The organism is Kribbella sp. NPDC050820, assembly GCF_040653975.1.
GTDB lineage: Bacteria > Actinomycetota > Actinomycetes > Propionibacteriales > Kribbellaceae > Kribbella.
This window is the reverse complement of the sequence record NZ_JBFAHB010000041.1, coordinates 24,955-51,747: the sequence shown is the minus strand read 5'-3', so window position 1 is coordinate 51,747 and position 26,793 is coordinate 24,955. Positions and strand designations below refer to the sequence as shown.

Genomic DNA, 26,793 nt, shown 5'->3' with positions numbered 1-26,793 from the left:
CAGGATTCGAGATTGCTGATCATATTTTGGACATGAGGACCGATGTCAGGCGTGCGGGCCGACCGTCACGTCGCCCAGGGTGAGTGATGGTGTGCAGTCCAGCATCGCAGCCAACCGGTCCACCTCGGCGTCGAGCAGCCGGCGCCGGGTGCCGCTCAGCGTGATCAGCGACTCGACGGTGACGTGCACCTTGCGGCCGGACTTCTTGTGGTGCCAGACCCCGGCGACGATGCCGTCGACCAGGAGCAGCGGGTAGTTGCCGGCCTGACCGCGGGCGAGCGCGCGGGTGAACGCCGTACCCGGGAAGAGCAGCTCACGCGGGAAGCTGCCGACGCCGTACGCGTCGAAGTACGGCAGCAGGCGGACCCCGCGGACCGGGTCGTCCGGGAAGTCGCCGTCGCCTGGCGCGTGCCAGGCGGGTTGGCCTGCGAGCTCCACCTGGGGCAGGTCGGCGAAGTACGGCTTCACAAACGCGGGGCTGGTGTTGAGCCAGCGGGCGAACTGCTGCGGCGTCGCGGGACCGTAGGAGTACAGGTATCGGTGCAGGAGCTCGGTGAACGCCTCGTCGCCGGGCAGTGGCTCGAACGGCTTGAAGCGATGCGGGTTCGAGTACGTCGTCAGCCGGCCGCGATTCGGTCCGTAACAGAGGACGCCCGCGTTGGCGGCGTCCGGGATCACCTGCCGCCAGCGCGGCCAGTAGGTCTGGAAGGCGGGCATCACGAGATCACCGGCCCAGTCGCCGGCACGCCGTACGACTTCCACTGTCAGGTCGTCGACAGTCAGGTCGTCGTCAGTCAGCGCGTCACCGATCGCGATGATGATCTCGGCGCGTTGCTCGGGCGTCAGCCGCATGTACTCCGGGACCGGTGTCCCAGGCGGCAGCGCCGAGAGTGCGCCCGTCCACAGCGGCAGATCGTCGAGAGGCAGTAGGTGCACGGTCCCCCGCGGCCCGAACGTCTTCACCAGGCCGTCAGCCTGCTGCACCGTCTCCCGGGTCGCCCCGTCGAGCCGGACCGCTACCGACACCTCCCCCGCCGACAGCACCTGCGCATGCGCCCCACACATAGCCCGTACGGCGTCCGCCGCCGAGCCGGCCGGGTCACCAGCCAGGTGATGCCGCCGCATCCGCCGCCCAACCACCGCCCGCCACGAGATCTCCATACCCCCGACGCTAGCCCCAGAACCGGCCAGAACCTGACCTCTTACTCCCCGCCCACCCGCCCCGGCGCTCGAGGGGATATCCCCCGGCACGCCGGGTTCTCCCCTCGTCTGCGAAGGGAGAACCCCCACCACGAACGGATATCCCCTCGCGGGGGCGGGGGCGGGGCGGGGCGGAGGCGGGGGCGGGGGCGGGGTTAGGGCCAGTGGGTGGCTACTAGGTTCCAGATCACGCCGGCCAGGGCGTCTTTGGAGCCGGAGGGGACGGGGAGGGCGTTGCCGTCGGTGTCGAGGATGACGGCCTCGTTGACGTCGCTGCCGAAGACCTTGCCGCCGGAGACGTCGTTCACCACCAGCAGGTCGCAGCCCTTGCGCTCCAGCTTGGCCCGGCCGAGCTCGAGCACGCTGTGCTCCGCGTCGCCGGTCTCGGCCGCGAACCCGACGATCACCTGGCCGGCGCGGCGGCGGTCGTGCGAGATCGTCTGCAGGATGTCCGGGTTCTGCACCAGGCTGACCGCCGGGACCGCGCCGTCGGCGGTCTTCTTGATCTTGTGCTCGGCGACGTCGGCCGGCCGGAAGTCCGCCGGGGCCGCGGCCATCACGATCGCGTCCGCGTCACCCGCGCGGCCGGTGATCTCGTCGTACAGGTCCCGGGCGCTCGTCACCGGGACGACCTGGACGCCGGCCGGGTCGGGCAGCTCGGAGTTCGCCGCGACCAGGGTCACCTTGGCGCCGCGGGCGGCGGCGATCCGGGCCAGCGCGTAGCCCTGCTTGCCGGACGAGGAGTTGCCGAGGTAGCGGACCGGGTCCAGGTACTCGCGGGTGCCGCCGGCGCTGATCAGGACGTGCTTGCCGGTCAGGTCGGCGACCGCCTGCCCGGCGGCCCGGGCAGCCTCGTCGGCGAGCATCAACTGGCTGATCGCGAAGATCTCGGACGGCTCGGGCAGCCGGCCGCGACCGGTGTCGGCGCCGGTGAGCCGGCCGACCGCGGGCTCGAGCACCGTGATGCCGCGGGACCGGAGGGTGGCGACGTTGGCCTGGGTGGCCGGGTGCTCCCACATCTCGGTGTGCATCGCGGCCGCGAACAGGATCGGGCAGCGAGCCGTCAGCAGCGTGTTCGTGAGCAGGTCGTCGGCCAGGCCGTGCGCGGCCTTGGCGATCAGGTTGGCCGTGGCCGGGGCGACCACGACGAGCTCGGCGGCCTTGCCGATCCGGACGTGCGGAACCTCCTGCACGTCGTCGAACGGGTCCGCGGTCACCGGCTGACCGGACAGCGCAGCCCAGGTCGCCGCCCCCACGAACTCCAGCGCGGCCGCCGTCGGCACCACCCGCACGCTGTGCCCGGACTCGGTCAGCCGCCGGAGCAGGTCACAGACCTTGTACGCCGCGATGCCGCCACCGACTCCGAGCACCACGTTCGGCCGGTGCTTGGCCGGTTCCTGGGCGGGAACGACAGAGTCCCCTGGGGCCTCTGTGGTCCCAGGGGTCTGCTCTGCACCGGTTCCGGACATCAGAGACCCCGTTCCCCGGTCGTCATGGAGGGTCGGTTACGCGGACTTCTCCGCGGCGGCGGCTTCCGCCTCGGCCTCGGGGTCGATGTCGGTGCAGGTCAGCACGCCCTCGTTGATCTCGCGCATCGCGATCGAGAGCGGCTTCTCCTGGACGTGGGTCTCGACCAGCGGACCGACATACTCCAGCAGGCCCTCGCCGAGCTGGGAGTAGTAGGCGTTGATCTGCCGCGCCCGCTTGGCCGAGTAGAGCACCAGCTTGTACTTGGAGTCGGTGCGGGTGAGCAGGTCGTCGATCGGCGGGGAGGTGATGCCGATGGCGACGGGCTGGTTGCCAGACAAGTTCAGCTCTTTCCAGGAATGGAAGGGGTTATCGGATCAACTTTACCAACTGATCGGCAGCCTCCCGAACCGAGGCGTTCACGATCGTCACGTCGAACTCCTTCTCGGCGGCCAGTTCCAGGGTCGCGGTCTCCAGCCGGCGTTCGCGCTCCTCGGCCGTCTCGGTGCCGCGGCCGACCAGCCGGCGGACCAGTTCGTCCCAGCTCGGCGGGGCGAGGAAGACGAACTGCGCGTCCGGCATCGTCTCGCGGACCTGGCGGGCGCCCTGCAGGTCGATCTCCAGCAGCGCCGGGCGGCCCTCGGCGAGCTTGTCCAGCACCGGCCGCTTCGGCGTCCCGTACCGGGCCGCCTTGTGCACCACCGCCCACTCGAGCAGCTCACCGTCGGCGATCATCCGGTCGAACTCCTCGTCCGACACGAACAGGTAGTGCACCCCGTGCACCTCACCCGGCCGCGGCTTGCGGGTCGTCGCCGACACCGAGATCCAGATCTCGGGGAACCGCTCCCGGATCTCCGCCGCCACCGTCCCCTTGCCGACCGCGGTCGGCCCGGCCAGCACGGTCAGCCGGGCCGTGCGGGGCGAGGTCTGCCGCGGAGCCATGGTCGCGTCGTCCGTCCTGTGCGTGGTCACGTTCGCAGTCATGTTCACACCAGTGTCCAACGAGCCGACCGGGGTCTTGGTCTTGGTCTGGCTCACTCGGCGAATTCGCGTTCGAGGGCGGCGATCTGGTTGGAGCCGAGGCCGCGCACCCGCCGCGTCTCCGAGATCCCCGCGCGTTCCATGATCTGCTGGGCGCGGACCTTGCCCACGCCGGGGATGCACTGCAGCAGCGCACTGACCCGCATCTTGCCGATCACGTCGTTGGTCTGTCCCTCGTGGAGCACCTCCGTCGGAGACGCTCCCGAATGCCGGATCCGGTTCTTGATCTCGGCTCGTTCACGCCGCGCCGCCGCGGCCTTGTCCAGAGCCGCCGCTCGCTGCTCCGGGGTCAAAGAAGGAAGTGGCACCGTTTCACCTGTCCCGTTGTGTGGCTTCGCAAGGGAACCTAACACGGGTTCGGGCAGGTCACGGCGCAGGAGCGGCCGTCAGCCGGGCGTCTCGGGCGAATCGATCGTTCCACTCACAGCGGCCGGCTCAGCTCAGCTGCGGCACGTCCACCTTGCAGGAGTCCTTGGCATGCGTGCTGATCGTCTTGTACGCCGTCATCACCGAGCCGGTCTGCTGACTCAGCCGAGCCAGCTCGACACGGTCCGTGCCCGCCGCCTTGGCCTTCTCGGCGAACGCCACCACGACGCCCCAGTCGTCCTTCACGTCGGCGGGCGCGGAAGCCTGCAGCTTCTTCGCGTCCTCGAGGATCTTGGTGTAGTCGGCCGGGTTCTGCGGGTCCACGTTGACCGCGTTCGCGGCGTACCCGGCGAGGTCGACGCAGTAGGCCTGCTCCTCGGTGCACGCGGTCAGGGTGGCGGTGCCGGCGAGCAGCGTCGCGGCGACGGCGAGAGTTCGCTTCACGGATCTCATCATCCTCGGGGGTCGGGAGGTCGGTCCTCGGGGGTGCTGGCCTCGACGTTACAGCTGGTGACCAAACCATCCGAAACGGATACTTTCCGCACCCGTCCGGTGCCTGTCAGCAGTGCCGGACGTACGGCGGGCCGGGTGCCGCTCGCTGCGCACCCGGCCCGTCATGACGCCGTCGGTCAGGAGTCGGTGACGGTGACCTTGCACGTGTCCTTGGCCTGCTTGCTGATCGCGTCGAACGCCGGGGCGATCTTGTCGCCGTCGCTCTTGGCGAGCTCGGTCAGCTTCCCGGTGTCGCCGTTGGCGTCCTTCGCCTTCTCGGCGTAGTCGATGACGATCTTCCAGTCGTCCTTCAGATCGTCCGGCGCCGACTTCGAGACCTTCTTGGCCTCGGACAGCATCTTGTCGACCGCCGCGGAGTCCTTGATGTCGAGGTCCTTGACCGACTCGGCATAGTTCTGCAGCTCGCTGCAGTAGTCGCCGCCCGAGCACGCCGTCAACGTTCCGACGCCCATTGTCACTACCGCCGCGAGGGCCGCAACCTTACGCATTCCGTTCCTTACTGTTCCGCGGGGAGAACCGCTCTCCCTCTCGCTCCGCAACCCTCCCGAACCCCGGGGTCACCAGCACGCAGGGCGCGCCGTGAAGAACGTCGCACCCGCGGACTGGAACCGCGCCGTGATGTGCCGCGTCGCCCGGCCGACAACGCCACCGCGTTGGTGCCCACGATCACCCCGATGGCCAGCCAGTCGAGCGAGCCGAGCCGCTGGCCGAGCACCACCAGTCCGACCAGCGCGGCGAGCACCGGGTTCACGCTCATGAAGACGCCGAAGAACTGCGCCGGCACCCGCCGCAGCGTGAGCAGGTCGACGAGGAACGGTACGGCGGACGACAGCAGACCGGCCGCGACGGCGTACGCGAGGGTCGTGGGCGTCGGCCGGTGGTGCCAGAGGGCCCAGATCCCGATCGGCACGTACCCCAGCCCGGACACCGCAGCCGCGGCGCCAACGCCTTGCACGCCGGTGAACTCTCGCCCCATGCGGCGGTTGAGCAGGATGTACGACGCCCAGCAGGCAGCCGCCAGCAGTCCGAGCCCGATACCCAGGTAGTCCGTGGTCGCCTGCGGCCGGGTCAGCAGTACGACGGCAGGCGCCACGGCCAGCGCGCACACCAGGTCGACCACCCGCCGGGACCCGAGCAGTGCAACGGCCAACGGCCCCAAGAACTCCAGCGTCACCGCCAGGCCGAGCCCGATCCGCTCGATCGCGGTGTACAGCGACAGGTTCATCACCGCGAACACCAACGCCAACCCGATCACCAGCCGCCACTGCCGGGCCGTGATCGCGCGCAGCTGCGGTCGCCCGACCGCCAGCAGCACGGCGCCGGCGATCCACTGCCGAACCGCCACCACCCCGACCGGCCCGATCACCGGGAACGCCAAGGCACCCAGGGACGCGCCTACCTGGGTCGACAGCCCGCTGCCGAGCATCATCACCACACCGCTCATCCGGTCTTTGCGCATGCTTCGAGGGTCGGTCCGGCGGTTGTCGCGGCAAAATGCACCAACCGGCGGATCTATACGCTGGAGTCATGGATGTGGAGCTCCGGCAGTTGCGCTGCCTGGTCGCGATCGTGGACGCGGGGACGTTCACGGATGCGGCGATCGAGTTGAAGGTCTCGCAGGCCGCGGTGTCGCGGAACCTGCTGAGCCTCGAGCAGGCGCTCGGCGTGCGGCTGCTGCATCGGACCAGCCGGACGATCACGCCGACGACGGCCGGCGTCCAGGTGCTGGCACGGGCCCGGCAGGTGCTGGCCGAGGTGGACGAGTTGGTGCGGGAGGCAACGACCGGGCACACCCGGTTGCGGGTCGGTCATGCCTGGTCGGCGGTCGGGCGGCACACGGCCGAGTTCCAGAAGCGCTGGGCCGCCGAGCATCCAGACGTCGAGCTGCAGCTGGTGCGAACCAACACGGCCACCGGCGGACTGGCCGAAGGGCTCTGCGACCTGGCCATCGTGCGGTCGCACGTCGACCTGAAGCGCTTCGCGCACACGACGGTCGCGAGTGAACGCAGGTACTGCGCTCTGGCCGCCGACGACCCGCTGGCGAAGAAGCGCACCCTGACCCTGGATCAGCTCCGGGGCCGCCGGCTTGCGATCGACCGCCGTACCGGAAGCACCACCGCGGACCTCTGGCCGGAAGGGTCCCGGCCGGAGTTCGAGTACACCCACGACGTCGACGACTGGCTCGCGGCGATCGCCGCCGGTCGGTACGTCGGCCTGACACCGCAGGCGACCGTCACGCAGTACCGCCGCGACGGCGTCGTCTACCGCCCGGTCCGCGACGCGCCGCCGGTCGACGTCCACCTCATCTGGCACCGCGAGGACCCACACCCGGCGACCCAGGCCGCGGTCACCCTGATCACCAGCCTGTACCAGGACGCCTAGTCGAACAGCGCCACTACGCGACGGCGATCGCGAGCGGCCCAGAGAACGTTTCGGATCCGGTCGATCCCGCCGACCGGCCAGCGTTCCGCGATCCGCCGTACCTCCGGGTCCTTGATCTCGGCCAGCAGCGCGCCCGGGAAGTCGCCCCAGACCACCTTGAACGGCCGGTCCCACATCTGCTCGATCCCGGTCGTCACGGGTGCGGTGACCCTCCGCCGGTTGTGCAGCTCGGCCACGCCCGAGTACGCCGCCATCAGCGCGTCCTCGCGCTGCTGCCACGACTCGGCCCGCAGCACCTTGCCGAACAGTGGCGCCAGGTCGTCCGCGCAGGGCAGCCGCGAGAACGCCGTACCGAACCACTTCGAGTACGGCGCGTACTGCCGCTCGATCAGGAAGCACAGCCGCATCAGGTCCTCCACGAGCTGCGCCCCGATCAGCGCCGACCCGAGCTCGTCCCCGACGAACCCGGCCCGGCCGGCCAGGTTGGTCTCCGGATGGACCCGCCACCAGGCCGCGACCTGCAGGTAGAGCCACACGTCGCGCGGGTAGTACGCGAACCGGTTCCGGACCGCCTGCAGACCGACCTCGTCGTGGAAGACCGCGCCGGCGGTCAGCATCCGCAGGTGCGGCTCCGGGAACGTGAACCAGTCCCGCGGCGCGATCTCGCTCTCCACGTCGAAGTCGAGCTGCTCCAGGAAGTAGCCCCGGACGGTGTGCACCGCGAACTGCGTCGCCCGGTCCGCGAACTCCGCGGGGACGTCCCGGCGCAGCACCTCGTCGAGCGCGGCGTGCCGGGTCCGGTCCTCCTTGCGCAGGAACAGCTCGACCCGCGGCTCCGAGTTGTGGTCGCCCGACATCTCGTCGTCGAAGCCAAGCACCTCCGACCCCCGGCCGAGCACCGCGGCAGCGTAGGGCAGACCCGGGCACGACGCCGCGATCGCGGGCGCGACCGCCTCGGTGTAGAACCGCCGGCTCAGCTCCAGGCCGGGCACGAAAGCACTCATACCGAGAACGGTACGGCGCTCAGTAGCTGAGGACCGCCCGGTAGGCGTCGACTGCGCGGGCGGCCGCGTCCTGGAGGGCGTCGGCCGACGGGCCGGCGCCGAGGATCTCCCGGGAGCTCGCCGGTACGACGTTGCGCACCGCCGACCCGAAGACCGCGACCAGCCCCTCGGCCGTGCCGCCCTGCGCGCCGAGCCCAGGAGCCAGCAGCGGACCGTTGATGTCGAGGTTCTCGTCGGTCGAAGCGATGGTCGCGCCGACCACGGCCCCGAAGGACCCGAGATCGTCGGCGTCCGCGTTCAGAGCGCGCAGGCCGTCGAGTACGGCGCCCGCCACCGTCGGACCGGCGACGGTGCGCGCGGACTGGAACTGCGGGCCCTCCGGGTTCGACGTCAGCGCGAGCACGAACAGCCCAGCGCCGGCTGCCCGCGCCTCGTCGATGGCCGGCTGCAACGACCCGAACCCGAGGTACGGGCTGACCGTCAGCGCGTCACACGCCAACGGCCCCTTCTCCGCCAGGTACGCCGACGCGTACCCGGCCATCGTCGACCCGATGTCACCGCGCTTCGCGTCGATGATCACCAGCGCGCCCGCGTCCCGCAGCCGGGTCGTCGCCTGCTCGAGGACCGCGATCCCCGCGGACCCGAACCGCTCGAAGAACGCCGACTGCGGCTTGAACACCGCGACCCGGTCGGCCAGCGCGTCGACCACGCCGTATGTGAACGACGCCAGGCCCTCCGGGGTGTCCGGCAGGCCCCAGGCCTCCAGCAGGTGCGCGTGCGGGTCGATCCCGACGCACAACGGCCCGCGCGTGTCCATCGCGGACCGCAGCCGGGCGCCGAAGGGTTCATTGCTCATGGCAAGCTCCTGTTGATGCGGCGGACCAGGCCGGGCCCGCGGTAGATGAGGCCGGTGTAGAGCTGGACCAGGCTGGCGCCGGCGTCGACGAGCCGGACCGCGTCGGTGGGCTCGAGGATGCCGCCGACCCCGATGATCGGCAGCGCTCCCCCGGTCTCGGCGTGGATGTGGGCAACCGTCTTGGCCGCCGTCTCGGTCAGCGGCCGCCCGGACAGCCCGCCGGTCTCGGCGGCCAGCGGGTGCGACTCGACGCCCGGCCGGCCGATGGTCGTGTTGGTGGCGATGATCCCGGCGATCCCGACGTCGGTGCAGACGCCGAGCAGCTCGTCGATCGCCGACGAGGTCAGGTCCGGCGCGATCTTCACCAGGATCGGCTTCCCGGCCAGCCCGCCGGCACTCAGCGCCAAGGCTTCGGCGTGGAGAGCGGTCAGCAACTCGCGTAAGTGCCCGGCGTCCTGCAGCGCCCGCAGCCCCGGCGTGTTCGGCGAGCTCACGTTGACTGCGAAGTAGTCGCCGTACCGGTAGAGCCGGCGCAGCGAGGTCACGTAGTCCTCGACCGCGTCCTCCAGCGGGGTCACCTTCGACTTGCCGATCGAGATCCCGAGCGGGTAGCCGAGGTCGCCGTACGCCGCCAGCCGCGCGGCCAGCGCCTCGCTGCCGAGGTTGTTGAACCCCATCCGGTTGATCACGGCCTCGTGCTCGACCAGCCGGAACAGCCTGGGCTTCTCGTTGCCAGGTTGCGGATGCGCCGTGACGGTGCCGACCTCGACGAAGCCGAAGCCCAGCGCCGGCCAGGCGCGCAGCGCGACGCCGTTCTTGTCCATTCCGGCCGCGAGCCCGACGGGTGACGGGAAGCGAATGCCGAAGACGGTGCGGGATGACGCGGCGGTCGAGCCGGACAGGCGGGCCCCGGCACGCGGCGTGCCGGGGATGCGGCCGAGGAGCCGGAGGCCGGCGAGCGTCTGCTCGTGCGCGACCTCCGCGTCTCCGCGGCCCAGCCGGTACAGGACCGGCCGAACGACCTTCCTATACACCGCGGATCCTCGACACCCAGTCCTGCAGCGACCGGACGCCGATGTCCCCGGCCTGCTGCGCCTCGATCCCCTGTACGGCTGCCGCCAGCCCCTGCACCGTGGTGATGCACGGGATGTTGCGGGCCACCGCCGCGGTGCGGATCTCGTACCCGTCCAGTCGCGGCGAACCGCCCTGGGTGATGCCGATCGGGGTGTTGACGATCAGCTGGAGCTCACCGTCCTGGACCATCTGCACGATCGTCGGCTCGCCGTTCGGACCTGGTCCCTGGCTGCTCTTGCGCACCGTGACCGCCTCGACCCCGTTGCGCCGCAGCACGTCCGCCGTACCTTCGGTCGCGTAGATGTGGAAGCCCAGGTCGGCCAGCCGCTTCACCGGGAAGATCATGTGCCGCTTGTCCCGGTTCGCGACCGACACGAACACCTTGCCGGAGCCGGGCAGCGGCTGCGACGCCGCCGCCTGCGACTTGGCGAACGCCGTGCCGAAGGTGTCGTCGACGCCCATCACCTCACCGGTCGAGCGCATCTCCGGCCCGAGCACGGTGTCCACCGAGCGGCCGTCAACGGTCCGGAACCGGTTGAACGGCATCACGGCTTCCTTGACCGCGATCGGCGTCGAGGTCGGCAGCGTCCCACCGTCGCCTGTGGCCGGCAGCATGCCCTCGGCCCGGAGCTCGGCGATCGTCGAACCGAGCATCACCCGGGCCGCCGCCTTCGCCAGCGGGGTCGCGGTCGCCTTCGACACGAACGGCACGGTCCGGGACGCGCGCGGATTCGCCTCCAGCACGTAGAGCACGTCGCCGGCGAGCGCGTACTGCACGTTCAGCAGGCCGCGGACGCCGACACCGCGAGCGATCGCCTCGGTCGACTGACGGATCTTCTCGATGTCGGCGTTCCCGAGCGTGATCGGCGGCAGCGCGCAGGACGAGTCGCCGGAGTGCACACCCGCTTCCTCGATGTGCTCCATCACGCCGCCGAGGAAGAGCTCGTCGCCGTCGAACAGCCCGTCCACGTCGATCTCGACCGCGTCGTCCAGGAACCGGTCGATCAGCACCGGGTGCTCCCACGACCCGAACCCGCCACTCAGCCGCTCCAGCGCGGCGGTGAGCTCGGCCGAGCTGTAGACGATCTCCATCCCGCGTCCGCCGAGCACGTACGACGGCCGGACCAGCACCGGGAACCCGATCTCCAGGGCCACCCCGTGCGCCTCGTCGGCCGACATCGCCGTACCGTGCTTCGGCGCCGGCAGCTTCGCGTCCGCGAGCACCTTGCCGAACGCGCCCCGCTCCTCGGCCAGGTGGATGGCCTCCGGCGACGTCCCGACGATCGGCACACCGGCGTCGGCGAGCCGCTGCGCCAGACCGAGCGGCGTCTGGCCGCCGAGCTGCACGATGACTCCGGCGACCGGGCCGGCCTGCAGCTCGGCGTACACGATCTCGAGCACGTCCTCACAGGTGAGCGGCTCGAAGTACAGCCGGTCGGAGGTGTCGTAGTCGGTCGAGACCGTCTCCGGGTTGCAGTTCACCATCACCGTGCAATAGCCGGCCTCGCGCAGCGCCATCGACGCGTGCACGCAGGAGTAGTCGAACTCGATCCCCTGCCCGATCCGGTTCGGCCCGGAGCCGAGGATCAGCACGGCCGGAGTGTCCCGCGGTGCGACCTCGGTCTCCTCGTCGTACGACGAGTAGTGGTACGGCGTCTCGGCCTTGAACTCGGCCGCACAGGTGTCGACCGTCTTGTAGACCGGCCGGATCCCGAGCGCCTGCCGGACCCCGCGGACGACGTCCTCGGTCAGCCCGCGGATCTCGGCCAGCTGCAGGTCCGAGAACCCGTGCCGCTTGGCCAGCCGCAGCACCTCCGGGGTGAGCCGCGGCGCGGCCGCGACCTGGAGCGCGGTCTCGTGGATCAGGTAGAGCTGGTCGACGAACCACGGGTCGATCTTGGTGTTGTCGAAGATCTGCTCCGGCGTGGCACCGGCCCGGATCGCGTCCATGATCGTCCGCAGCCGGCCGTCGTGCGGCGTCGTGATCTCCTCGAGCAACGGCTCCAGTTCGGTGGCCGGCGAGCCGGCCCAGGAGAATCGCGCCTCCGGCTTCTCCAGCGAGCGCAGCGCCTTCTGCAGCGCCTCGGTGTAGTTCCGGCCGATCGCCATCGCCTCACCGACGCTCTTCATGTGCGTGGTCAGCGTGGCGTCCGCGGCCGGGAACTTCTCGAACGCGAACCGCGGCACCTTCACCACCACGTAGTCCAGCGTCGGCTCGAAGCTGGCCGGCGTCTGCCGGGTGATGTCGTTCGGGATCTCGTCCAGGGTGTAGCCGATCGCGACCTTGGCGGCGATCTTGGCGATCGGGAAGCCGGTCGCCTTCGACGCCAGCGCGGACGACCGGGACACCCGCGGGTTCATCTCGATCACGATCAGCCGGCCGTCGGCCGGGTTCACCGCGAACTGGATGTTGCAGCCGCCGGTGTCGACGCCGACCTCGCGGATGATGCCGATGGCCAGGTCCCGCATCACCTGGTACTCGCGGTCGGTCAGCGTCATCGCCGGGGCGACCGTGACCGAGTCGCCGGTGTGCACGCCCATCGGGTCGACGTTCTCGATCGAGCAGATGATCACGACGTTGTCGGCCTTGTCGCGCATCACCTCCAGCTCGTACTCCTTCCAGCCGAGGATCGACTCCTCGATCAGCACCTCGGTGGTCGGACTCGCGTGCAGACCGGCGCCGGCGATCCGGCGCAGGTCGGCCTCGTCGTAGGCCATCCCGGAGCCGACGCCGCCCATCGTGAACGACGGCCGCACCACCAGCGGGTAGCCGAGCTCGGCGGCCGCGCCGAGCACGTCGTCGATGGTGTGGCAGATCCGCGACCGGGCCACCTCGGCCCCGAGCCTCTCGACGATCTGCTTGAACGACTCCCGGTTCTCACCGCGCTGGATCGCGTCCACGGACGCGCCGATCAGCTCCACGCCGTACTTCTCCAGTACGCCGTTGTCGTGCAGGGCAATCGCCGCGTTCAGCGCGGTCTGGCCGCCCAGGGTCGCGAGCAGCGCGTTCGGGCGCTCCTTCTCGATCACCTTCTCGACGTACTCCGGGGTGATCGGCTCGACGTAGGTGGCGTCGGCGAACTCCGGGTCGGTCATGATCGTGGCCGGGTTGGAGTTCACCAGGACGACCCGGAAACCCTCCTCCTTGAGCACCCGGCAGGCCTGGGTCCCGGAGTAGTCGAACTCGCAGGCCTGGCCGATCACGATCGGGCCGGAGCCGATCACCAGGACCGAATCGATGTCTGTACGACGTGGCATCAGGCCCGTCCCTCCATCAGCTCGACGAACCGGTCGAACAGGTACGCGGAGTCGTGCGGACCCGCGGCTGCCTCCGGGTGGTACTGGACCGAGAAGGCCAGCACGCGGCCGTCCTTCCCGGTCAGGCGGAGTCCTTCGACCACGTTGTCGTTCAGGGACACATGACTGACCTCGGCGGTGCCGTACGGCGTCTCGACGGTCTCCTCGATCGGCGCGTCGACGGCGAAGCCATGGTTCTGCGCGGTGATCTCGACCTTGCCGGTGGCCCGGTCGAGCACCGGCTGGTTGATGCCGCGGTGCCCGTACTTCAGCTTGAAGGTGCCGAGTCCGAGCGCGCGGCCGAACACCTGGTTGCCGAAGCAGATCCCGAAGTACGGCGTGTTCTGCTCCAGCAGCGCCTTCAGCAGCTCGGTCGGGTGCTCGGTGGTCTCCGGGTCGCCGGGACCGTTGCTCATGAAGACGCCGTCCGGGTTGCGCTCGAGGATCTCCGCCAGCGTCGCGGTGGCCGGCAGCACGTGCACCTCGATACCGCGCTCGGCCATCCGCTTCGGCGTCATCGACTTGATCCCGAGGTCGAGCGCGACGACGGTGAACCGCTTCTCGCCTTCCGCGGGGACGACGTACGGCTCGAACGTGGTCACCTCGGTGGCCAGGTCGGCGCCGACCATCGGCGGCTGCTGCAGCACCTTCTCCAGCAGCGTCTCCGGGTCGAGGACCTCGGTCGAGATCCCGGCCCGCATCGCTCCGCGCTCGCGCAGGTGCCGGGTCAGCGCTCGGGTGTCGATGCCGGAGATCCCGACGATGCCCTGGGATTTCAGCTGGTCGTCCAGCGAGCGGGTGGCGCGCCAGTTCGACGGCACCCGGGCCGGGTCGCGGACGACGTACCCCGCGACCCAGATCTTCTGCGACTCGTCGTCCTCGTCGTTGACTCCGGTGTTGCCGATGTGCGGCGCGGTCTGGGTGACGATCTGCCGGTGGTACGACGGGTCGGTCAGCGTCTCCTGGTAGCCGGTCATCCCGGTGGAGAACACCGCCTCGCCGAAGGTCTCGCCGGTCGCCCCGTACGACGTCCCCGCGAAGCTGCGGCCGTCCTCCAGGACCAGCAGCGCAGGCTGATGGGCAGGCTGGCTCATTTCTGCTCGGCTCCGATCAGGGTCGAGATGGATTCGGTCAGGGCGGCGGTGTCGGCCTTGCGGCGCGGCCGGAACCCGGTGTCGAGCGCGCGGCCGTCGTGGTTCCAGGTGACCACCACCAGGCCGGACTTCTCCGCGGTCACCTTGCCGGCGATCCCGCGGTCGGTCCGGACGCCGGTCAGGTGGTCCACGGGGATGAAGACATCCGCCGCGCCCTGCCGATGGAAGATCAGGCCGGCCTCACTGACGGCCAGGTCCGCGGTGCTGCGGACGCCCAGTTCGTGCACGGCGATCCGGTCCATCCAGTCGCCGGCCGAGGTGGTGGCGACGTAGACGCCCTCCACTCCCCGTTGGGAGAAAACGCCTTTGTCATCGGCCGGCGCCTCGGGCAGCGGCGCCAGGTCGATCTGCCGGGCCTGGCGGTTCCGCCAGCCCCGGTACATGGCCCAGTAGCCGGCCGCGATGACCAGCAACGTGCCGAGAACGCCCAGGAAGGCCTTCACCGGGCGAGCTTCCCGTTCAGCACAGTCGGTGTGCCGCGCAGGAAGGTCGCCACGACCTGGCCCGGCAGCGTCATCCCGTCGAACGGCGTGTTCCGCGACAGCGACGCGGACTCCCCCGGTACGACGGTCCGCTCGGCCGACGGGTCGACCAGGACCAGGTTGGCGGCGGCGCCGGCCTCGAGCGGCCGGCCGTGGTCGGCGACCTGGCCGATCTCCGCCGGCCGGTAGCTCATCCGGTCGGCGACGTCGGCCCAGGTCATCAGCTTGGTGTCGACCATCGCGTGCTGGACCACGCTGAGCGCCGTCTCCAGGCCGAGCATGCCGAACGCGGCCGCGCTCCACTCGCAGTCCTTGTCCTCGACCGGGTGCGGCGCGTGGTCGGTGGCGACGATGTCGATGGTGCCGTCGGCCAGGCCCTCGCGGACCGCCTCGACGTCCTCCTTGGTCCGCAGCGGCGGGTTCACCTTGTAGACCGGGTTGTAGGAGGCGGCCAGGTCCTCGGTCAGCAGCAGGTGGTGCGGGGTGACCTCGGCGGTCACCTCGTACCCGCGCTTCTTCGCGGCCCGGACGATCTCCACCGAGCCCTTGGTGGACAGGTGGCAGATGTGCAGCTTCGAGCCGACGTGCGCGTTCAGCAGGATGTCGCGGGCGATGATCGCCTCCTCGGCGACACTCGGCCAGCCGGTCAGGCCGAGGACGCCGGACAGCGCGCCCTCGTTCATCTGCGCGCCCTGGGTGAGCCGCGGCTCCTGCGCGTGCTGGGCGATCACGCCGCCGAACGCCTTCACGTACTCCAGCGCCCGGCGCATCAGCGCGGCGTCCCAGACGCAGTCGCCGTCGTCGGAGAACACCCGGACCCGGGCCGCCGAGTCCGCCATCGCGCCGAGCTCGGCGAGCTGGGTGCCCTTCCGGCCGACCGTGACCGCGCCGATCGGGAAGACGTCGGCGTACCCGGCGTCGCGACCGAGGCGCCAGACCTGCTCGACCACACCGGCGGTGTCGGCGACCGGATCGGTGTTGGCCATCGCGAAGACGGCGGTGAACCCGCCCATCGCCGCGGCCCGGGTGCCGGTGAGCACGGTCTCGGCGTCCTCACGGCCGGGCTCGCGCAGGTGGGTGTGCAGGTCGACCAGGCCAGGCAGCGCGACCAGTCCCTTGGCGTCGACGGTCTCGGCGTCGGCCGGCGCTTCGAGGTTGGTGCCGACAGCAACGATCTCGCCGTTGTCGACCAGCAGATCCGCCACCTCACCGCCCAGAATCTTGGCTCCGGTGATCAGGTAGGCGCTCACGCGTTCGACTCCTCGTCGTTGGTTCCGGACAGCAAGAGGTAGAGGACCGCCATCCGGATGGCGACCCCGTTGGTCACTTGTTCGACGATGACCGAGCGGGTCGAGTCGGCGACCTCGGCGCTGATCTCCATCCCGCGGTTCATCGGGCCGGGGTGCAGCACGATCGCCTCGTCCGGCAGTTGCGCCATCCGGTGCACGTCCAGGCCGTAGCGGCGGGTGTACTCGCGGGCGCTCGGGAAGAACGCGTCGTTCATCCGCTCCCGCTGGACCCGCAGCATCATCACCGCGTCGCTCTTGGCCAGATTCGCGTCCAGGTCGTACGACGTGACGCACGGCCAGTTGCGCATGTCGACCGGGAGCAGCGTCGGCGGCGCGACCACGGTCACCTCGGCGCCCAGCGTCGAGAGCAGCAGCACGTTCGACCGGGCCACCCGGGAGTGCAGGACGTCGCCGACGATCGTGATCCGGCGGCCGTCCAGCGAGCCGAGGTGGCGGCGCATCGTGAACGCGTCCAGCAGCGCCTGGGTCGGGTGCTCGTGGGTGCCGTCCCCGGCGTTGACCACCGAGCCGGTCATCCAGCCCGACGTGGCCAGCAGGTGCGGCGCGCCGGACGAGCCATGCCGGCAGACGACGCCGTCGGCGCCCATCGCCTGCAGGGTGAGCGCGGTGTCCTTCAGGCTCTCGCCCTTGCTGACACTCGAGCCCTTGGCGGAGAAGTTGATCACGTCGGCCGACAGCCGCTTGGCCGCCGCCTCGAACGAGATCCGGGTCCGGGTGGAGTCCTCGAAGAACAGGTTCACCACGGTCCGGCCGCGCAGCGCCGGCAGCTTCTTGATCGGCCGGTCGGCCAGCGACCGCATCTCCTCGGCCGTGTCCAGGATCAGGTTCGCCTCGTCCCGGCTCAGGTCACCCGCGCTGAGTAGATGCCTCATCACGCCCCCACCTTCGTCTTGTCCGCGGTCTTGTCCGCGATCAGCACCGCGTCCTGGTCGTCGTACTCGGTCAGGTGCACGGTGACCCGCTCGACCAGCGAGGTGGGCAGGTTCTTGCCCACGTAGTCGGCGCGGATCGGCAGCTCCCGGTGGCCGCGGTCGACCAGGACCGCGAGCTGGACCGCGCGCGGCCGGCCGATGTCGCCGATCGCGTCCAGCGCGGCCCGGATGGTGCGGCCGGAGAACAGCACGTCGTCGACCAGGACGACGACCTTGCCGTCGATCCCGTCCGCCGGGATGTCGGTGTGCTCGAGGCCGCGGGGTGGTTTGAGGCCGATGTCGTCGCGGTACATCGTCACATCGAGTGACCCTGTCGGCACGCTCTGCCCCTCGACCGCCGCGATCCGGGCCGAGATCCGGGCGGCCAGCGGAACGCCGCGAGTGGGGATGCCGAGCAGGACGACCGGGTCGGCGCCGCGGTTGCGCTCGAGGATCTCGTGCGCGATCCGGGTCAGTGCCCGGGAAATGTCGGAAGCGTCCAGGACCGTGCGGCTGCCGCGTTTGGGCGCGCCGTCGTGGGCATGGCTCATCGCTACCGTTCCTCCTTTCCCGCCTCTCTGGACGGGTCTTTAAAGGACGTTCGGACCGCTTGACATGGTATCGGAAGTGACACGCCGTCTTGACGCTGGCCTCGCGCCCAGAATATTGTTACTCTGTGTAACCGAGGGGGGTTTCACCTACCGGGCCGTTCCGGCGGACCGGACATGACGAAACTAGTCGGAGGGAAGAACCAGCGTGCCTAGCGAATACGCGAAGACACTGGGTGGCAAGTTGCGCGCCATCCGCCAGCAGCAAGGGCTGTCGCTGCACGGCGTGGAAGAGAAGTCCAAGGGTCGCTGGAAGGCGGTCGTCGTCGGCTCGTACGAGCGTGGCGATCGAGCCGTCACCGTCCAGAAGCTCGCGGAGCTCGCCGATTTCTACGGTGTGCCCATCCGTGAGCTCCTGCCCGGTTCCGCCAGCGCGGCCGCTGCGGCTGCCGCTCCTCCCCGGTTGATCCTCGACCTGGAGGCCCTGCAACACCTCGACGCGAGCGAGGCCGGTCCGCTGACGCGGTACGCGGCCACGATCCAGGCTCAGCGCGGGGACTACAACGGCAAGGTGCTGTCGATCCGTCAGGACGACATGCGCACGCTCGCCGTGATCTACGACGAGTCGCCGACGACTCTGACCGAGCGCTTCATCTCCTGGGGTGTGCTGAACCCAGAGGCGAAGGGTGACGTCGAGGAGACCGAGGCAGCCGGCGCCTGACCGGAGGCAGCAGAGACGGTCGGGGCTCGTAGCAGCTGGCCCACGGCCGCCCGCCTCCTCCTGACAGAACAGAGCAGGACAACAGCAGTACGACGCAGTACCGCGGCGGGAACCACCTCACCCGCTGCACCAGGCCGGGGCCGTTCCCCCACGCCGACCACCACGGGGACGCCGAGTCGGCCCGGACCGTACCGAGACGGTACCGGGCCACGATCACTCGAAGGTCTTCCTGCTGAAACACCCCGAGAGGGCGCCGCCCGCCAGGCGCCGGCTCTACTTCCTCAGACGCCCAGCGTGGGCTTGAGCTGCAGCAGTCTCGCCAGCAGCCCGTTCACGAACGCCGGCGACTCGTCGGTGGACAGGTCCCGCGCCAGCGCGACCGCCTCGCTCACCGCGACCACGTCCGGGACCTGGTCGTCGAACAGCAGCTCGTAGCTTCCGATCCGCAGGATGTTGCGGTCCACGGCCGGCATCCGGTCCAGCGACCAGCCGACCGAGTGGGTCTCCAGCAGATCGTCGATCACGTCGATGTGCTTTGCGACACCCTCGACCAGCGCCACGGTGAACTCGTTCACCGGCGGGTCGTTGTCGGCCACCCGGTCGGCCAGGGTGCCGCCGACCGGCAGGCCCCTGACCTCCGACTCGAACAGCACGTCCAGTGCGCGCTTGCGGGCCTTGCTACGGGCAGACATGTTCTGTTGTCAGCTCTCTCGAGGGCTCAGGAGGTGACGCGGCCGAGGTAGTCCCCGGTGCGGGTGTCGACCTTGACCTTCTCGCCCGTGGTCAGGAACAGCGGGACCTGGATCGTGTAGCCGGTCTCCAGCTTGGCCGGCTTGGTGCCGCCGGTGGACCGGTCGCCCTGCAGGCCCGGCTCGGTGTACTCCACCACGAGCTCGACCGAGGCCGGGAGCTCGACGTACAGCGGCAGGTCGTCGTGCACCGCGACGATGGCGTCCTGGTTCTCCAGCAGGAAGTGCGAGGCGTCGCCGACCACGTCGGGCTGGATCTGGAGCTGGTCGTAGGTGGACTTGTCCATGAACACGTACGCCGAGCCGTCGTTGTACAGGTAGGTCATGTCCCGCTTGTCGACAGTCGCGACGTCGACCTTGACGTCGGCGTTGAAGGTCTTGTCGACCACCTTGCCGGAGAGCACGTTCTTCAGCTTGGTCCGGACGACGGCGCCGCCCTTGCCGGGCTTGTGGTGCTGGAACCAGACGACGGACCACAGCTGCCCGTCCAGGTCGAGCACCATGCCGTTCTTGAGGTCGTTCGTCGTTGCCACGCGGATATGCCCTTCGAATTCGATCAGCGGTAACACCGGATTGTAGCGGTCACCTGCCCTTTCCTCCGATTCCGCGACCGCGGGCGGCAACGGGCGGCCCCCTGCGGGCCTTAGGCTGGCAACCCGAGGGACGGCCGGACCGACGGAGGCAGCCGATGCTGGAGTTCGCGATCTTCGTCATCGTCATGATCGTGGTCAGCGTGGTCGGGAAGGTGCGGAAAGAGGCCTCCGGCGGCAAGAACCCGAACGCCCGGGTGCAGAAGCTGATCGAGCAGGTGCAGAACCAGTACCTCAGCCAGCCGACCCAGCTCCAGGGCCAGTACGGATCCAGCCGGCCCGCGACTCCCCCGCCGTACCAGCCGCAGCATCAGTTGTCGGGGCAGTGGTTGCCGTCGTACGGGCCGCCGCAGGGGCACCGGCCGCCGCAGCACAACCTGCTGGCGCCACGGCAGGACACCGACAACCGGGTGCGGGAGCTGATGAAGGCCGGCAACGAGGTGGCCGCCATCCGGTTGCTGTGCGACGAGCAGGACATGGGCATCCTCGAGGCCCAGAAGCACGCCCGCGCTCTGGTCGCGCCGCCCGGCTCCGCACCCGCGCAGTCGAAGCCGGCCACCGCGCCGGCTCCTGCGCCGGCGCCTGAGGAAGAGGAGACCCGGTACGTCGGCTCCGCCGCGTTCGCCGAATCGATCTTCGACCTGGACCGCGAGGAGGACACCTGGGCCAGCGGCTGGGTCGACGCCCCCGAGCCCGAGGACCGCTCCGACATCGACGAGCTCTGGCAGACGGTCGCCAACCCGCCACGACCGGGAGCTAACCCGGCCAACTGATCCGGAAGCACCCGTGCCGGCGCTCGATCCGGAACCCGTCTGGTACGGCGGCGCCTTTCGAGTAGACCTGGAACGTCGGGCCCGGTCCGTGCCGATGGTGCGCGTCCCAAATTTGCACCTGGTCCACCATCCGACGCATCAGCTCCCGCGCGTCCGGTCCATGGCCGTTGACGCCGAGCTCCACGAATGACGCGGGTCGGCGCCGAGCCGGGCATGACGTCAGGTAGGCCACGCTGTCGCGCGTCGCCATGGCGGCTGCACCCCAGCGCGGCGACGGCGCGACCGTCTGCACGCTCTGGTCGGCGAACAGAACGCAGTACCCGGGCAGGGTCGCCGCGAGCCACAGGTTGAGGTCGAGGAGAGGCTCCTCGCGGTTCATCACGACACCCGACCAGACCTGCCCACGTGGCTCGTCGAGCACGCCGTCGTACGGGTGCGCCTCGCTCTCCTGGTCCTCGTCGAAGCCGACGTACACCTCGTCCTTCGCGATCGGCACGATCCGCTCGTAGTTCGCCCCGGCACCCTGCATGCTGACGAATCCGCACAGCGTCGTCGACCGGCTGTCCAGGTGGTCGGCCACCCGGTCGAACGCAATCGACCGCGTCTGCCCCCGAAGCCGCAGCGGTACGACGATGCGGCCGCCGATCCGGAGCTGGTCCATCCAGGCCGGGGCGATGTCCCACGCCGTCACGGTCACCACGATCAGGTCGTACGGCGCACCCGCCGGCACCCCGAACTCGCCGTCCGCGCGGACCACCCGGACGTCGTCGTACCCGGCGTCCGCCAGCACGGCGCGGGCCCGGTCGGTGACCTCGGGATCGATGTCGACCGTGGTGACCGAGCCGGTGGGCCCGGTCAGCTCGCGCATCAGCGCCGCGTTGTAGCCGCCGGAGCCGATCTCGAGGACACGGTCGCCAGGCTGGATCGCGGCCTGGCCGAGCATCAGCGCGACGATGCTCGGCTGCGACACCGAGCTGATCGCCACGCCGGCGTCGTTCCGCTTCATCAGCACGACGTCGTCGGCGTACGCGCGGTGCAGTGGCGCCTGCGGGACGAACAGGTGCCGTGGCACGGTCCGGAACGCGGCTGCCACCCGCTCGTCCCGGATGGAGCCTTCGGCCACCAGATGCCTGGTGAGGGCCGCACGCAGCTCGTCCGCTTGGAGCGCGTCGCGGGCACTCATCGGTCAGTCCCTCTTGTCCCCGAGGGACTCGAGCAGTGTCCGCAGCAGGTCCGCGAACCGCTCCCGCTCGGCGTCGGACAGCCCCGACAGCAGCTGGTTCTCGGTGTCGATGTGGGCCGGCAGCACACGGTCGATCAGCTGCAGGCCGTCCTCGGTCAGCGTCACCCGGACACCACGGCCGTCGGTCTCACTCGGCTGCCGTGTGACCAGGCCGCGTGCCTCCAGCCGGTCCAGGCGCTGGCTGATCGCGCCCGAGGTCACCATCGACGAGCGCATCAGGCCTGCCGGGGTCAGGCTGTGCTCGGCGTTACTCCGCCGGAGTGTCGCCAGGACGTCGAACGACGCGCGGTCGAGGTCGTACCGCGCGAAGTTGCGCCGCAGCTCGGTGTCGAACAGTTGGCCGAGCCGGCTCACCCGCCCGACGACTCCCATCGGCGAGGCGTCCAGGTCCGGCCGCTGCTCGGCCCATTGCTCGAGCACCAGGTCGACGTGATCAGCCATGGTTCCAGCCTAGTCCCGGATTGCTTAGCGGTGAGGGATTGAAAGTAGCTTAGCGCTGAGATACTTTATCTTAGTGCTAAGTAACCGAGTCTCTCTTCTCCTGGTCACGGCGATCACGCCGCTGCTCTGGGGCACCACCTACCTGGTCACCACCGAGCTGCTGCCGCCGGGCCGTCCACTGCTGGCCGCGCTGCTCCGAACACTGCCCGCCGGACTGCTCCTCGTCCTGATCACCCGCGCCGTCCCCCGTGGCAGTTGGTGGTGGCGGTCGCTGGTCCTCGGCACGCTCAACATCGGTGCGTTCAACGCGCTGCTGTTCATCGGCGCCTACCGGCTGCCGGGCGGTGTGGCCGCGACCGTCGGTGCAATCCAGCCGCTGTTCGTCGCCCTGTTGTCGACCGGTCTGCTTCATCAGCGACTGTCGCTGCGGACCGTGCTGGCAGCGATCGGCGGTGTCGTCGGCGTTGGCCTGCTGGTCCTGCGCGCCGACGCCCGCCTCGACACCTGGGGTGTGATCGCAGCGCTCGGTGGCGCGGTGGTGATGGCCTTCGGCGTCGTCCTGAGCAAGCGCTGGACGTCACCGGCTCCGCTGCTGGCCACGACCGGCTGGCAACTCGCCGCCGGCGGTCTGGTGCTGCTGCCCGTCGTCTACCTGGTCGAGGGAACGCCGCCGGCGATGACTGCCCAGAACATCCTCGGCTACGCCTACCTGGCGCTCATCGGCTCCGCGGTCGCGTACGCCCTGTGGTTCCGTGGGATCCGGCACCTCTCCCCCACCGATGTCACCTTTCTGCTGCTCCTCAGCCCGGTGACCGCGACCGTCATCGGCTGGCTGGCGCTCGACCAGCGCCTCACCACGGCACAGGGCGTCGGCGGCCTCGTCGTCCTGGCGGCGCTGCTCAGCTCGCAACTCGGGCGGAGACCCACCGCGGCACCGGTGCTGATCCCGGCTGCGGAGAGGTGCTGAGCATGCGCATCCTCGTCTTCGGCTCGTCCGGCGCCGTCGGCAGCCGGGTTGTGCAGGAAGCAGTCCGTCGCGGCCACGAGGTGACGACGGTCAGCCGCACCCGGCCACTCCAACCGTCCGCTCACCATCGGCAAGGCGACGCCTCCAACCCGAACGACGTCGCCGCATTGAGCGAAGGCCATGACGTAGTCATCAGCGCGACCCGGCCGCCACCCGGCCAGGAGGGGCAGCTCGTCGAGGCCGCCAAGGGTCTGCTGATCGGTCTGCGAGCCAGCGGCGTACGACTCATCCTGGTCGGCGGCGCGGCGAGTCTGCTCGTGCCGGGCCTGGAGGTGCCGTTGGTCGAGGCACCGGACTTTCCGGAGAGCCTGCTGCCGATCGCGCTCGCGTGCATCGAGCAGTACGAGGTGATCCGGGCGGCCTCGGACGTCGACTGGACCTACGTGACTCCGCCCGCGCTGCTCGAACCGGGCGTCCGCACCGGCGGCTACCGACTGGGCCGGGACCACCTGGTGACCGCTGACGACGGCACGTCGTCCCTCTCGATGGAGGACTTTGCGATCGCCCTGATCGACGAAGCCGAGCGGGCACGCCATCGGCGCACCCGCTTCACTGTCGGCACCTGATATCCGCGTCAAGGGACGTTCGGGTCGTAACCGCTGTTCGGTACCGCTCGACAGGACGTATAGGCCCACTGCCGGCCGATCCTCGCCTGAACCGGCCACCGAGCAGGCTCGAGCACCGGACACCTCCTGTCGAACCGCACCACCCGCCCGCCCTGTCCACCCACCACAGCACCGGCGCCCGCACCCACCATCCACCACCGCCGCCGCCCCCCGGCGCGGGCATTTCAGGGGAGAACCCCTGAAATTGCCCCTTCTCCCGTCCCCTGCGGGGGGAGAAGGGACAACTTGAGGGGATAACCCGTCATGTGACCGCGGGGTGGACGGGGGTCGCGGATGGGTCCCCGAATGCTTCTCGACGAGGCACTAGACGGTATGGAGTGACGCACGACTAATTTGGCGCGGACTGCATTGCCTCGTTTGGTGATGGTGGTCCAGGCGCTGGTCGGCATCAACGTCGTTCATGCTCGCTGCGCTGCGCGTGCTCCACGTTGACACGTCAGGCGCCGCTGGACCAGCCCCTCTCCAGCGGCGCCTGACCCTGCCCTCTTGACACCAGGTCAGTCCATATCAGATCAGGCCCTCGCGGAGGGCGTAGGCGACGGCGTGCGAGCGGTTCTTCAGTTGCAGGCGGCTGGTCACGTCGTGCAGGACGTTCTTGACCGTCCGCTCCGAGTAGGACAGCTCCCGGGCGATCTCCTGCGTGTCTTTGCCGTCGGCCACCAGCCGCAGGACCTGCGTCTCGCGGTCGGACAGCCCGGTGTGGGACAGCCCGCGCGGTGCCAGCACGTGCCGCTGCATCCGCGACACCTGACCGAGCAACCGGCCGAGCAGATCCGGCGGCAGGCTGCCGTCACCCGCGGCGGCGGCCTGCAGGAGGTGCACGATGCGGTCGGCCGTCGCCTCGGTACGCCGAAGCACACCGGACACCCCCAACTCGACCGCGGTCATCAACGCGTCGTCGTCGATCGTGCTGCCGATCAGCACGGTCCGGCGGCATCCCCGCTGAGTTGCCGTCCGGAGCACCTGTACCGCGGCTGCGTCCAGCGAGTCGACGGCGATCAACGCGATCACTGGCGGGGCAGTGCGCTGATCGGTCGGCTTGGCCTGGATCGACGCCAGGTCGGCGTCGGTGAGCAGGGCGATCTCCGGCCGCTGCCGCAGCGCGTGCACCAACCCGAACTGCGACAGCGGGTCGAGGGCTTTCACCCAGACCGGAATACGTTGCTGCATGGACATACTTGTCACTCCCCCAGAGCGTTGATGAACGGAACGGACCGAATCCGTAGGCACACGAACCCCCAAAATCGTCGATTCCGATCGTGCACCCGAACCTTCAGCCAGCCTTAAGACCGGGTCACGACCCACGCCAAGCGTGAAGCACCGGCGTCTCACCTCGATCTCTTGGCCGCGAGACCGCGGAAACAGGCCCGGAAAACCAGCTCCCCGGGCCTGCCTTCACCTGCTAGATGCCCGAAAGGGCAGATTGGTTACGCGTCCAGCGAGCTGATGGCGCGCAGGGCCAGGCGGTAGGAGTCGATGCCGAAGCCGGCGATGGTGCCGGTGGCGACGCCGGAGACGACGCTGTTGTGCCGGAACTCCTCGCGGGTGGCGGGGTTCGTCAGGTGGATCTCGATCAGCGGCGCGGTGCGCTGCGCGCAGGCGTCGCGCAGCGAGTACGAGTAGTGCGTGAACGCGGCCGGGTTGAGCACCACCGGCAGCTTCCCGTCGGCCGCCTCGTGCAGCCAGCCGACCAACTCGGCCTCGTCGTCGGTCTGCCGGACCTCGACCTCCAACCCGAGCTCGGCACCGGCCTTCTCGCACTCCCCGACCAGGTCGGCGAACGTCGTCGTCCCGTACTTCTCCGGCTCCCGCGACCCCAGCCGCCCAAGATTCGGCCCGTTCAGCACCAGCACCCGTCGTCCACTCACACAACCACCCTAGTGGAGCCCCTCCCCCACCACGCCTCCAAACCGTCCTGCCAGTCAGGACCAGGGGGCTCCGGGGCCGCCCATTCGGTGGGCGTAGTCGGAGCCCTTGGTCAGCTCGCCGCGGCGGACTGGCTTGTCTGTGAAGGCCGAGGCGTAGATCGCGGCTGCGAGCTCAATCGTGTTTCGGGCCTCGGCCAGGGGCACCGGTGCCGCCTTGCCGGCCAGCAGGGCGTCCAGGACGGCGTTGAGCTGGGCTGTGTGACCGCTCGGCACCTCGGGGAGGCCGTTGGCCCACGCCTCGCTCACCGAGTCCTGATCCGGTGCGGCTGTGACGGTCCAGTTTTCGTTCTTGTAGCCGTAGAGGTGTTCCAGCTCGACCGTCGCGTTCTCGTAGTCGAAGCGCAGCTCGGACGTCTGCCGCGGCGAGACCAGCGAGTTCACGACCGACGCCACCGCGCCGTTCTCGAAGGTGACCAGCGCCATCGAGACGTCCTCGGTCTTGGTCGGCCGGGCCTGCCGGGCCGCGATCGCGGTGACCTTCTCCCACGGGCCGAGGATCGACAGCAGCAGGTCGAACTGGTGGATCCCGTGCCCCATTGTCGGGCCGCCGCCCTCGACCTCGAAGGTCCCCCGCCAGGGCATCGCGAAGTACTCGTCGTCGCGGTACCAGACTGTGTTGCACAGGGCAACCAACGGCCGCCCGAGCACCCCGTCGGCGGCGAGCTCGCGCAGCCGCACCGCACTCGAACCGAAGCGGTGCTGGAAGATGCACACGACCTGCGCGGACGACGCCCGCTCGGCCTCCAGCAGCTCGTCGAGCTCGTCCAGCGACAACGTCGGCGGCTTCTCCGTCAGTACGTCGACACCCGCCGCGAGGCACTCCGCGGCCAACGGCACGTGCGAGCTCGGCGGCGTGCACAGGTGGACCAGGTCGACCTCGCCGGCCGCGAGCAGCTCGGTCAGGCTCGAGTACACGGTGGGGATATCCCACTTGGTCGCGAACGCCTGCGCCCGGTCGAGGTCGACGTCGACCGCGCCGACGAGCTGGGCGCGGTCTGCGCAGGCCACTACCGCTCCGGCGTGGGCGTTGGCGATCCCGCCGGTGCCGACGATCGCGATCCGGTACTTGCTGTCAGACATGCAAACCCTT

At 69.9% G+C, this 26,793-nt stretch carries 29 protein-coding genes; 5 read left to right on the top strand and 24 right to left on the bottom strand.

All coding sequences use genetic code 11. The features are described 5' to 3' along the window. Positions 1 to 45 precede the first annotated feature (45 nt). The 8 genes from AB0H36_RS29390 to AB0H36_RS29355 all read right to left on the bottom strand — a co-directional run bounded on the left by AB0H36_RS29390 (position 46) and on the right by AB0H36_RS29355 (position 6,046). Positions 46 to 1,161, bottom strand: a complete 1,116-nt coding sequence (locus AB0H36_RS29390) for a crosslink repair DNA glycosylase YcaQ family protein (RefSeq protein ID WP_360530476.1) — start codon at positions 1,159 to 1,161, stop codon at positions 46 to 48. 194 nt (positions 1,162 to 1,355) lie between these two features. After that, positions 1,356 to 2,669 (bottom strand): bifunctional phosphopantothenoylcysteine decarboxylase/phosphopantothenate--cysteine ligase CoaBC, encoded by a 1,314-nt coding sequence (gene coaBC, locus AB0H36_RS29385; protein ID WP_360530473.1) that lies wholly within the window; start codon positions 2,667 to 2,669, stop codon positions 1,356 to 1,358. A gap of 36 nt (positions 2,670 to 2,705) precedes the next feature. Further along, a complete protein-coding gene (rpoZ, locus tag AB0H36_RS29380; RefSeq protein WP_360530471.1) occupies positions 2,706 to 3,008 on the bottom strand; it encodes a DNA-directed RNA polymerase subunit omega in 303 nt (100 codons plus the stop codon). A gap of 28 nt (positions 3,009 to 3,036) precedes the next feature. Beyond that, positions 3,037 to 3,609, bottom strand: a complete 573-nt coding sequence (gene gmk, locus AB0H36_RS29375; protein ID WP_360530563.1) for a guanylate kinase — start codon at positions 3,607 to 3,609, stop codon at positions 3,037 to 3,039. Positions 3,610 to 3,701: 92 nt separating this feature from the next. Then, complete coding sequence (gene mihF / locus AB0H36_RS29370) at positions 3,702 to 4,016, bottom strand: integration host factor, actinobacterial type (RefSeq protein ID WP_132320042.1); 315 nt, start codon at positions 4,014 to 4,016, stop codon at positions 3,702 to 3,704. Positions 4,017 to 4,143: 127 nt separating this feature from the next. After that, positions 4,144 to 4,518 (bottom strand): hypothetical protein, encoded by a 375-nt coding sequence (locus AB0H36_RS29365; RefSeq protein WP_360530468.1) that lies wholly within the window; start codon positions 4,516 to 4,518, stop codon positions 4,144 to 4,146. A gap of 185 nt (positions 4,519 to 4,703) precedes the next feature. Continuing rightward, positions 4,704 to 5,075 (bottom strand): hypothetical protein, encoded by a 372-nt coding sequence (locus tag AB0H36_RS29360; RefSeq protein WP_360530465.1) that lies wholly within the window; start codon positions 5,073 to 5,075, stop codon positions 4,704 to 4,706. Between the two features lie 8 nt (positions 5,076 to 5,083). Further along, complete coding sequence (locus tag AB0H36_RS29355) at positions 5,084 to 6,046, bottom strand: EamA family transporter (RefSeq protein ID WP_360530462.1); 963 nt, start codon at positions 6,044 to 6,046, stop codon at positions 5,084 to 5,086. Between the two features lie 68 nt (positions 6,047 to 6,114). Here AB0H36_RS29355 and AB0H36_RS29350 point away from each other — a divergent pair, with 68 nt between their 5' ends. Then, the gene (locus AB0H36_RS29350) at positions 6,115 to 6,969 is read left to right on the top strand and encodes a LysR family transcriptional regulator (protein WP_360530459.1); all 855 of its coding nucleotides are present in this window, start codon (positions 6,115 to 6,117) and stop codon (positions 6,967 to 6,969) included. Here AB0H36_RS29350 and AB0H36_RS29345 read toward each other — a convergent pair. From AB0H36_RS29345 to pyrR, 9 genes are read right to left on the bottom strand one after another with little or no spacing between them, the layout of a single operon-like run. Next, positions 6,966 to 7,973 carry a DUF4037 domain-containing protein gene (locus AB0H36_RS29345; RefSeq protein WP_360530456.1) on the bottom strand — a complete coding sequence of 336 codons (1,008 nt, stop codon included), beginning with the start codon at positions 7,971 to 7,973 and terminating at the stop codon, positions 6,966 to 6,968. The two genes, AB0H36_RS29350 and AB0H36_RS29345, sit on opposite strands and share 4 nt — an antisense overlap. 19 nt (positions 7,974 to 7,992) lie before the next feature. Further along, positions 7,993 to 8,829: an orotidine-5'-phosphate decarboxylase gene (pyrF, locus tag AB0H36_RS29340; RefSeq protein WP_360530453.1), complete on the bottom strand. Its 837-nt coding sequence runs from the start codon at positions 8,827 to 8,829 to the stop codon at positions 7,993 to 7,995. Further along, positions 8,826 to 9,863: a quinone-dependent dihydroorotate dehydrogenase gene (locus AB0H36_RS29335; protein WP_360530450.1), complete on the bottom strand. Its 1,038-nt coding sequence runs from the start codon at positions 9,861 to 9,863 to the stop codon at positions 8,826 to 8,828. Before AB0H36_RS29335 ends, pyrF begins: the two co-directional genes overlap by 4 nt. Then, positions 9,856 to 13,161, bottom strand: coding sequence for a carbamoyl-phosphate synthase large subunit (carB, locus tag AB0H36_RS29330; protein WP_360530447.1), 3,306 nt, complete (start codon positions 13,159 to 13,161; stop codon positions 9,856 to 9,858). Before carB ends, AB0H36_RS29335 begins: the two co-directional genes overlap by 8 nt. Beyond that, the gene (carA, locus tag AB0H36_RS29325) at positions 13,161 to 14,294 is read right to left on the bottom strand and encodes a glutamine-hydrolyzing carbamoyl-phosphate synthase small subunit (protein WP_360530444.1); all 1,134 of its coding nucleotides are present in this window, start codon (positions 14,292 to 14,294) and stop codon (positions 13,161 to 13,163) included. Before carA ends, carB begins: the two co-directional genes overlap by 1 nt. Then, on the bottom strand, positions 14,291 to 14,797 hold the full coding sequence (locus AB0H36_RS29320; RefSeq protein ID WP_360530441.1) for a hypothetical protein: 507 nt from the start codon (positions 14,795 to 14,797) through the stop codon (positions 14,291 to 14,293). Before AB0H36_RS29320 ends, carA begins: the two co-directional genes overlap by 4 nt. Next, complete coding sequence (locus AB0H36_RS29315; RefSeq protein ID WP_360530438.1) at positions 14,794 to 16,086, bottom strand: dihydroorotase; 1,293 nt, start codon at positions 16,084 to 16,086, stop codon at positions 14,794 to 14,796. The genes AB0H36_RS29320 and AB0H36_RS29315 overlap by 4 nt, the downstream gene beginning before the upstream one ends. Then, entirely contained in the window at positions 16,083 to 17,018 is a 936-nt protein-coding gene (locus AB0H36_RS29310; RefSeq protein ID WP_360530435.1) for an aspartate carbamoyltransferase catalytic subunit, read from the bottom strand. The genes AB0H36_RS29315 and AB0H36_RS29310 overlap by 4 nt, the downstream gene beginning before the upstream one ends. Beyond that, complete coding sequence (pyrR, locus tag AB0H36_RS29305; protein ID WP_360530432.1) at positions 17,018 to 17,608, bottom strand: bifunctional pyr operon transcriptional regulator/uracil phosphoribosyltransferase PyrR; 591 nt, start codon at positions 17,606 to 17,608, stop codon at positions 17,018 to 17,020. The genes AB0H36_RS29310 and pyrR overlap by 1 nt, the downstream gene beginning before the upstream one ends. Positions 17,609 to 17,813: 205 nt before the next feature. Between pyrR and AB0H36_RS29300 the strand changes: the two genes are divergently transcribed. Beyond that, entirely contained in the window at positions 17,814 to 18,326 is a 513-nt protein-coding gene (locus tag AB0H36_RS29300; protein WP_360530429.1) for a transcriptional regulator, read from the top strand. Positions 18,327 to 18,607: 281 nt separating this feature from the next. Here the strand turns inward: AB0H36_RS29300 and nusB are convergent, their stop codons facing one another. Together nusB and efp are read right to left on the bottom strand one after the other, a co-directional pair. Then, entirely contained in the window at positions 18,608 to 19,018 is a 411-nt protein-coding gene (gene nusB / locus AB0H36_RS29295) for a transcription antitermination factor NusB (protein ID WP_360530426.1), read from the bottom strand. 26 nt (positions 19,019 to 19,044) lie between these two features. Continuing rightward, complete coding sequence (gene efp, locus AB0H36_RS29290) at positions 19,045 to 19,608, bottom strand: elongation factor P (RefSeq protein ID WP_360530423.1); 564 nt, start codon at positions 19,606 to 19,608, stop codon at positions 19,045 to 19,047. Between the two features lie 155 nt (positions 19,609 to 19,763). Here efp and AB0H36_RS29285 point away from each other — a divergent pair, with 155 nt between their 5' ends. Continuing rightward, positions 19,764 to 20,438, top strand: a complete 675-nt coding sequence (locus AB0H36_RS29285; protein WP_360530420.1) for a hypothetical protein — start codon at positions 19,764 to 19,766, stop codon at positions 20,436 to 20,438. Here AB0H36_RS29285 and fxlM read toward each other — a convergent pair. Together fxlM and AB0H36_RS29275 are read right to left on the bottom strand one after the other, a co-directional pair. After that, positions 20,422 to 21,621: a methyltransferase, FxLD system gene (gene fxlM, locus AB0H36_RS29280; protein WP_360530417.1), complete on the bottom strand. Its 1,200-nt coding sequence runs from the start codon at positions 21,619 to 21,621 to the stop codon at positions 20,422 to 20,424. The two genes, AB0H36_RS29285 and fxlM, sit on opposite strands and share 17 nt — an antisense overlap. A 3-nt stretch (positions 21,622 to 21,624) precedes the next feature. Then, positions 21,625 to 22,122, bottom strand: a complete 498-nt coding sequence (locus AB0H36_RS29275; protein WP_360530414.1) for a MarR family transcriptional regulator — start codon at positions 22,120 to 22,122, stop codon at positions 21,625 to 21,627. A 73-nt stretch (positions 22,123 to 22,195) separates the two neighbouring features. Between AB0H36_RS29275 and AB0H36_RS29270 the strand changes: the two genes are divergently transcribed. Together AB0H36_RS29270 and AB0H36_RS29265 are read left to right on the top strand one after the other, a co-directional pair. Continuing rightward, entirely contained in the window at positions 22,196 to 23,089 is an 894-nt protein-coding gene (locus AB0H36_RS29270) for an EamA family transporter (RefSeq protein WP_360530411.1), read from the top strand. 2 nt (positions 23,090 to 23,091) lie between these two features. Then, positions 23,092 to 23,715 carry an NAD(P)H-binding protein gene (locus tag AB0H36_RS29265; RefSeq protein WP_360530408.1) on the top strand — a complete coding sequence of 208 codons (624 nt, stop codon included), beginning with the start codon at positions 23,092 to 23,094 and terminating at the stop codon, positions 23,713 to 23,715. 567 nt (positions 23,716 to 24,282) lie between these two features. Here AB0H36_RS29265 and AB0H36_RS29260 read toward each other — a convergent pair. The 3 genes from AB0H36_RS29260 to AB0H36_RS29250 form a co-directional block, all read right to left on the bottom strand. Continuing rightward, positions 24,283 to 24,951, bottom strand: coding sequence for a response regulator transcription factor (locus AB0H36_RS29260; RefSeq protein WP_360530405.1), 669 nt, complete (start codon positions 24,949 to 24,951; stop codon positions 24,283 to 24,285). Between the two features lie 251 nt (positions 24,952 to 25,202). Beyond that, positions 25,203 to 25,643: a type II 3-dehydroquinate dehydratase gene (gene aroQ / locus AB0H36_RS29255; RefSeq protein ID WP_360530402.1), complete on the bottom strand. Its 441-nt coding sequence runs from the start codon at positions 25,641 to 25,643 to the stop codon at positions 25,203 to 25,205. 54 nt (positions 25,644 to 25,697) lie between these two features. Then, positions 25,698 to 26,783 carry a Gfo/Idh/MocA family oxidoreductase gene (locus AB0H36_RS29250; RefSeq protein ID WP_360530399.1) on the bottom strand — a complete coding sequence of 362 codons (1,086 nt, stop codon included), beginning with the start codon at positions 26,781 to 26,783 and terminating at the stop codon, positions 25,698 to 25,700. Positions 26,784 to 26,793: the final 10 nt, after the last annotated feature.

Bases quoted from the DNA above. Each gene is read 5' to 3' on its own strand.
- pyrR (WP_360530432.1), bottom strand. From the start codon at position 17,608: ATGAGCCATGCCCACGACGGCGCGCCCAAACGCGGCAGCCGCACGGTC.
- AB0H36_RS29275 (WP_360530414.1), bottom strand. From the start codon at position 22,122: ATGGCTGATCACGTCGACCTGGTGCTCGAGCAATGGGCCGAGCAGCGG.
- AB0H36_RS29355 (WP_360530462.1), bottom strand. From the start codon at position 6,046: ATGCGCAAAGACCGGATGAGCGGTGTGGTGATGATGCTCGGCAGCGGG.
- AB0H36_RS29285 (WP_360530420.1), top strand. From the start codon at position 19,764: ATGCTGGAGTTCGCGATCTTCGTCATCGTCATGATCGTGGTCAGCGTG.
- nusB (WP_360530426.1), bottom strand. From the start codon at position 19,018: ATGTCTGCCCGTAGCAAGGCCCGCAAGCGCGCACTGGACGTGCTGTTC.
- AB0H36_RS29260 (WP_360530405.1), bottom strand. From the start codon at position 24,951: ATGTCCATGCAGCAACGTATTCCGGTCTGGGTGAAAGCCCTCGACCCG.
- AB0H36_RS29250 (WP_360530399.1), bottom strand. From the start codon at position 26,783: ATGTCTGACAGCAAGTACCGGATCGCGATCGTCGGCACCGGCGGGATC.
- AB0H36_RS29350 (WP_360530459.1), top strand. From the start codon at position 6,115: ATGGATGTGGAGCTCCGGCAGTTGCGCTGCCTGGTCGCGATCGTGGAC.
- AB0H36_RS29310 (WP_360530435.1), bottom strand. From the start codon at position 17,018: ATGAGGCATCTACTCAGCGCGGGTGACCTGAGCCGGGACGAGGCGAAC.
- AB0H36_RS29345 (WP_360530456.1), bottom strand. From the start codon at position 7,973: ATGAGTGCTTTCGTGCCCGGCCTGGAGCTGAGCCGGCGGTTCTACACC.
- coaBC (WP_360530473.1), bottom strand. From the start codon at position 2,669: ATGTCCGGAACCGGTGCAGAGCAGACCCCTGGGACCACAGAGGCCCCA.
- AB0H36_RS29265 (WP_360530408.1), top strand. From the start codon at position 23,092: ATGCGCATCCTCGTCTTCGGCTCGTCCGGCGCCGTCGGCAGCCGGGTT.
- gmk (WP_360530563.1), bottom strand. From the start codon at position 3,609: ATGGCTCCGCGGCAGACCTCGCCCCGCACGGCCCGGCTGACCGTGCTG.
- AB0H36_RS29360 (WP_360530465.1), bottom strand. From the start codon at position 5,075: ATGCGTAAGGTTGCGGCCCTCGCGGCGGTAGTGACAATGGGCGTCGGA.
- carA (WP_360530444.1), bottom strand. From the start codon at position 14,294: ATGAGCCAGCCTGCCCATCAGCCTGCGCTGCTGGTCCTGGAGGACGGC.
- pyrF (WP_360530453.1), bottom strand. From the start codon at position 8,829: ATGAGCAATGAACCCTTCGGCGCCCGGCTGCGGTCCGCGATGGACACG.
- carB (WP_360530447.1), bottom strand. From the start codon at position 13,161: ATGCCACGTCGTACAGACATCGATTCGGTCCTGGTGATCGGCTCCGGC.
- fxlM (WP_360530417.1), bottom strand. From the start codon at position 21,621: ATGAGTGCCCGCGACGCGCTCCAAGCGGACGAGCTGCGTGCGGCCCTC.
- AB0H36_RS29390 (WP_360530476.1), bottom strand. From the start codon at position 1,161: ATGGAGATCTCGTGGCGGGCGGTGGTTGGGCGGCGGATGCGGCGGCAT.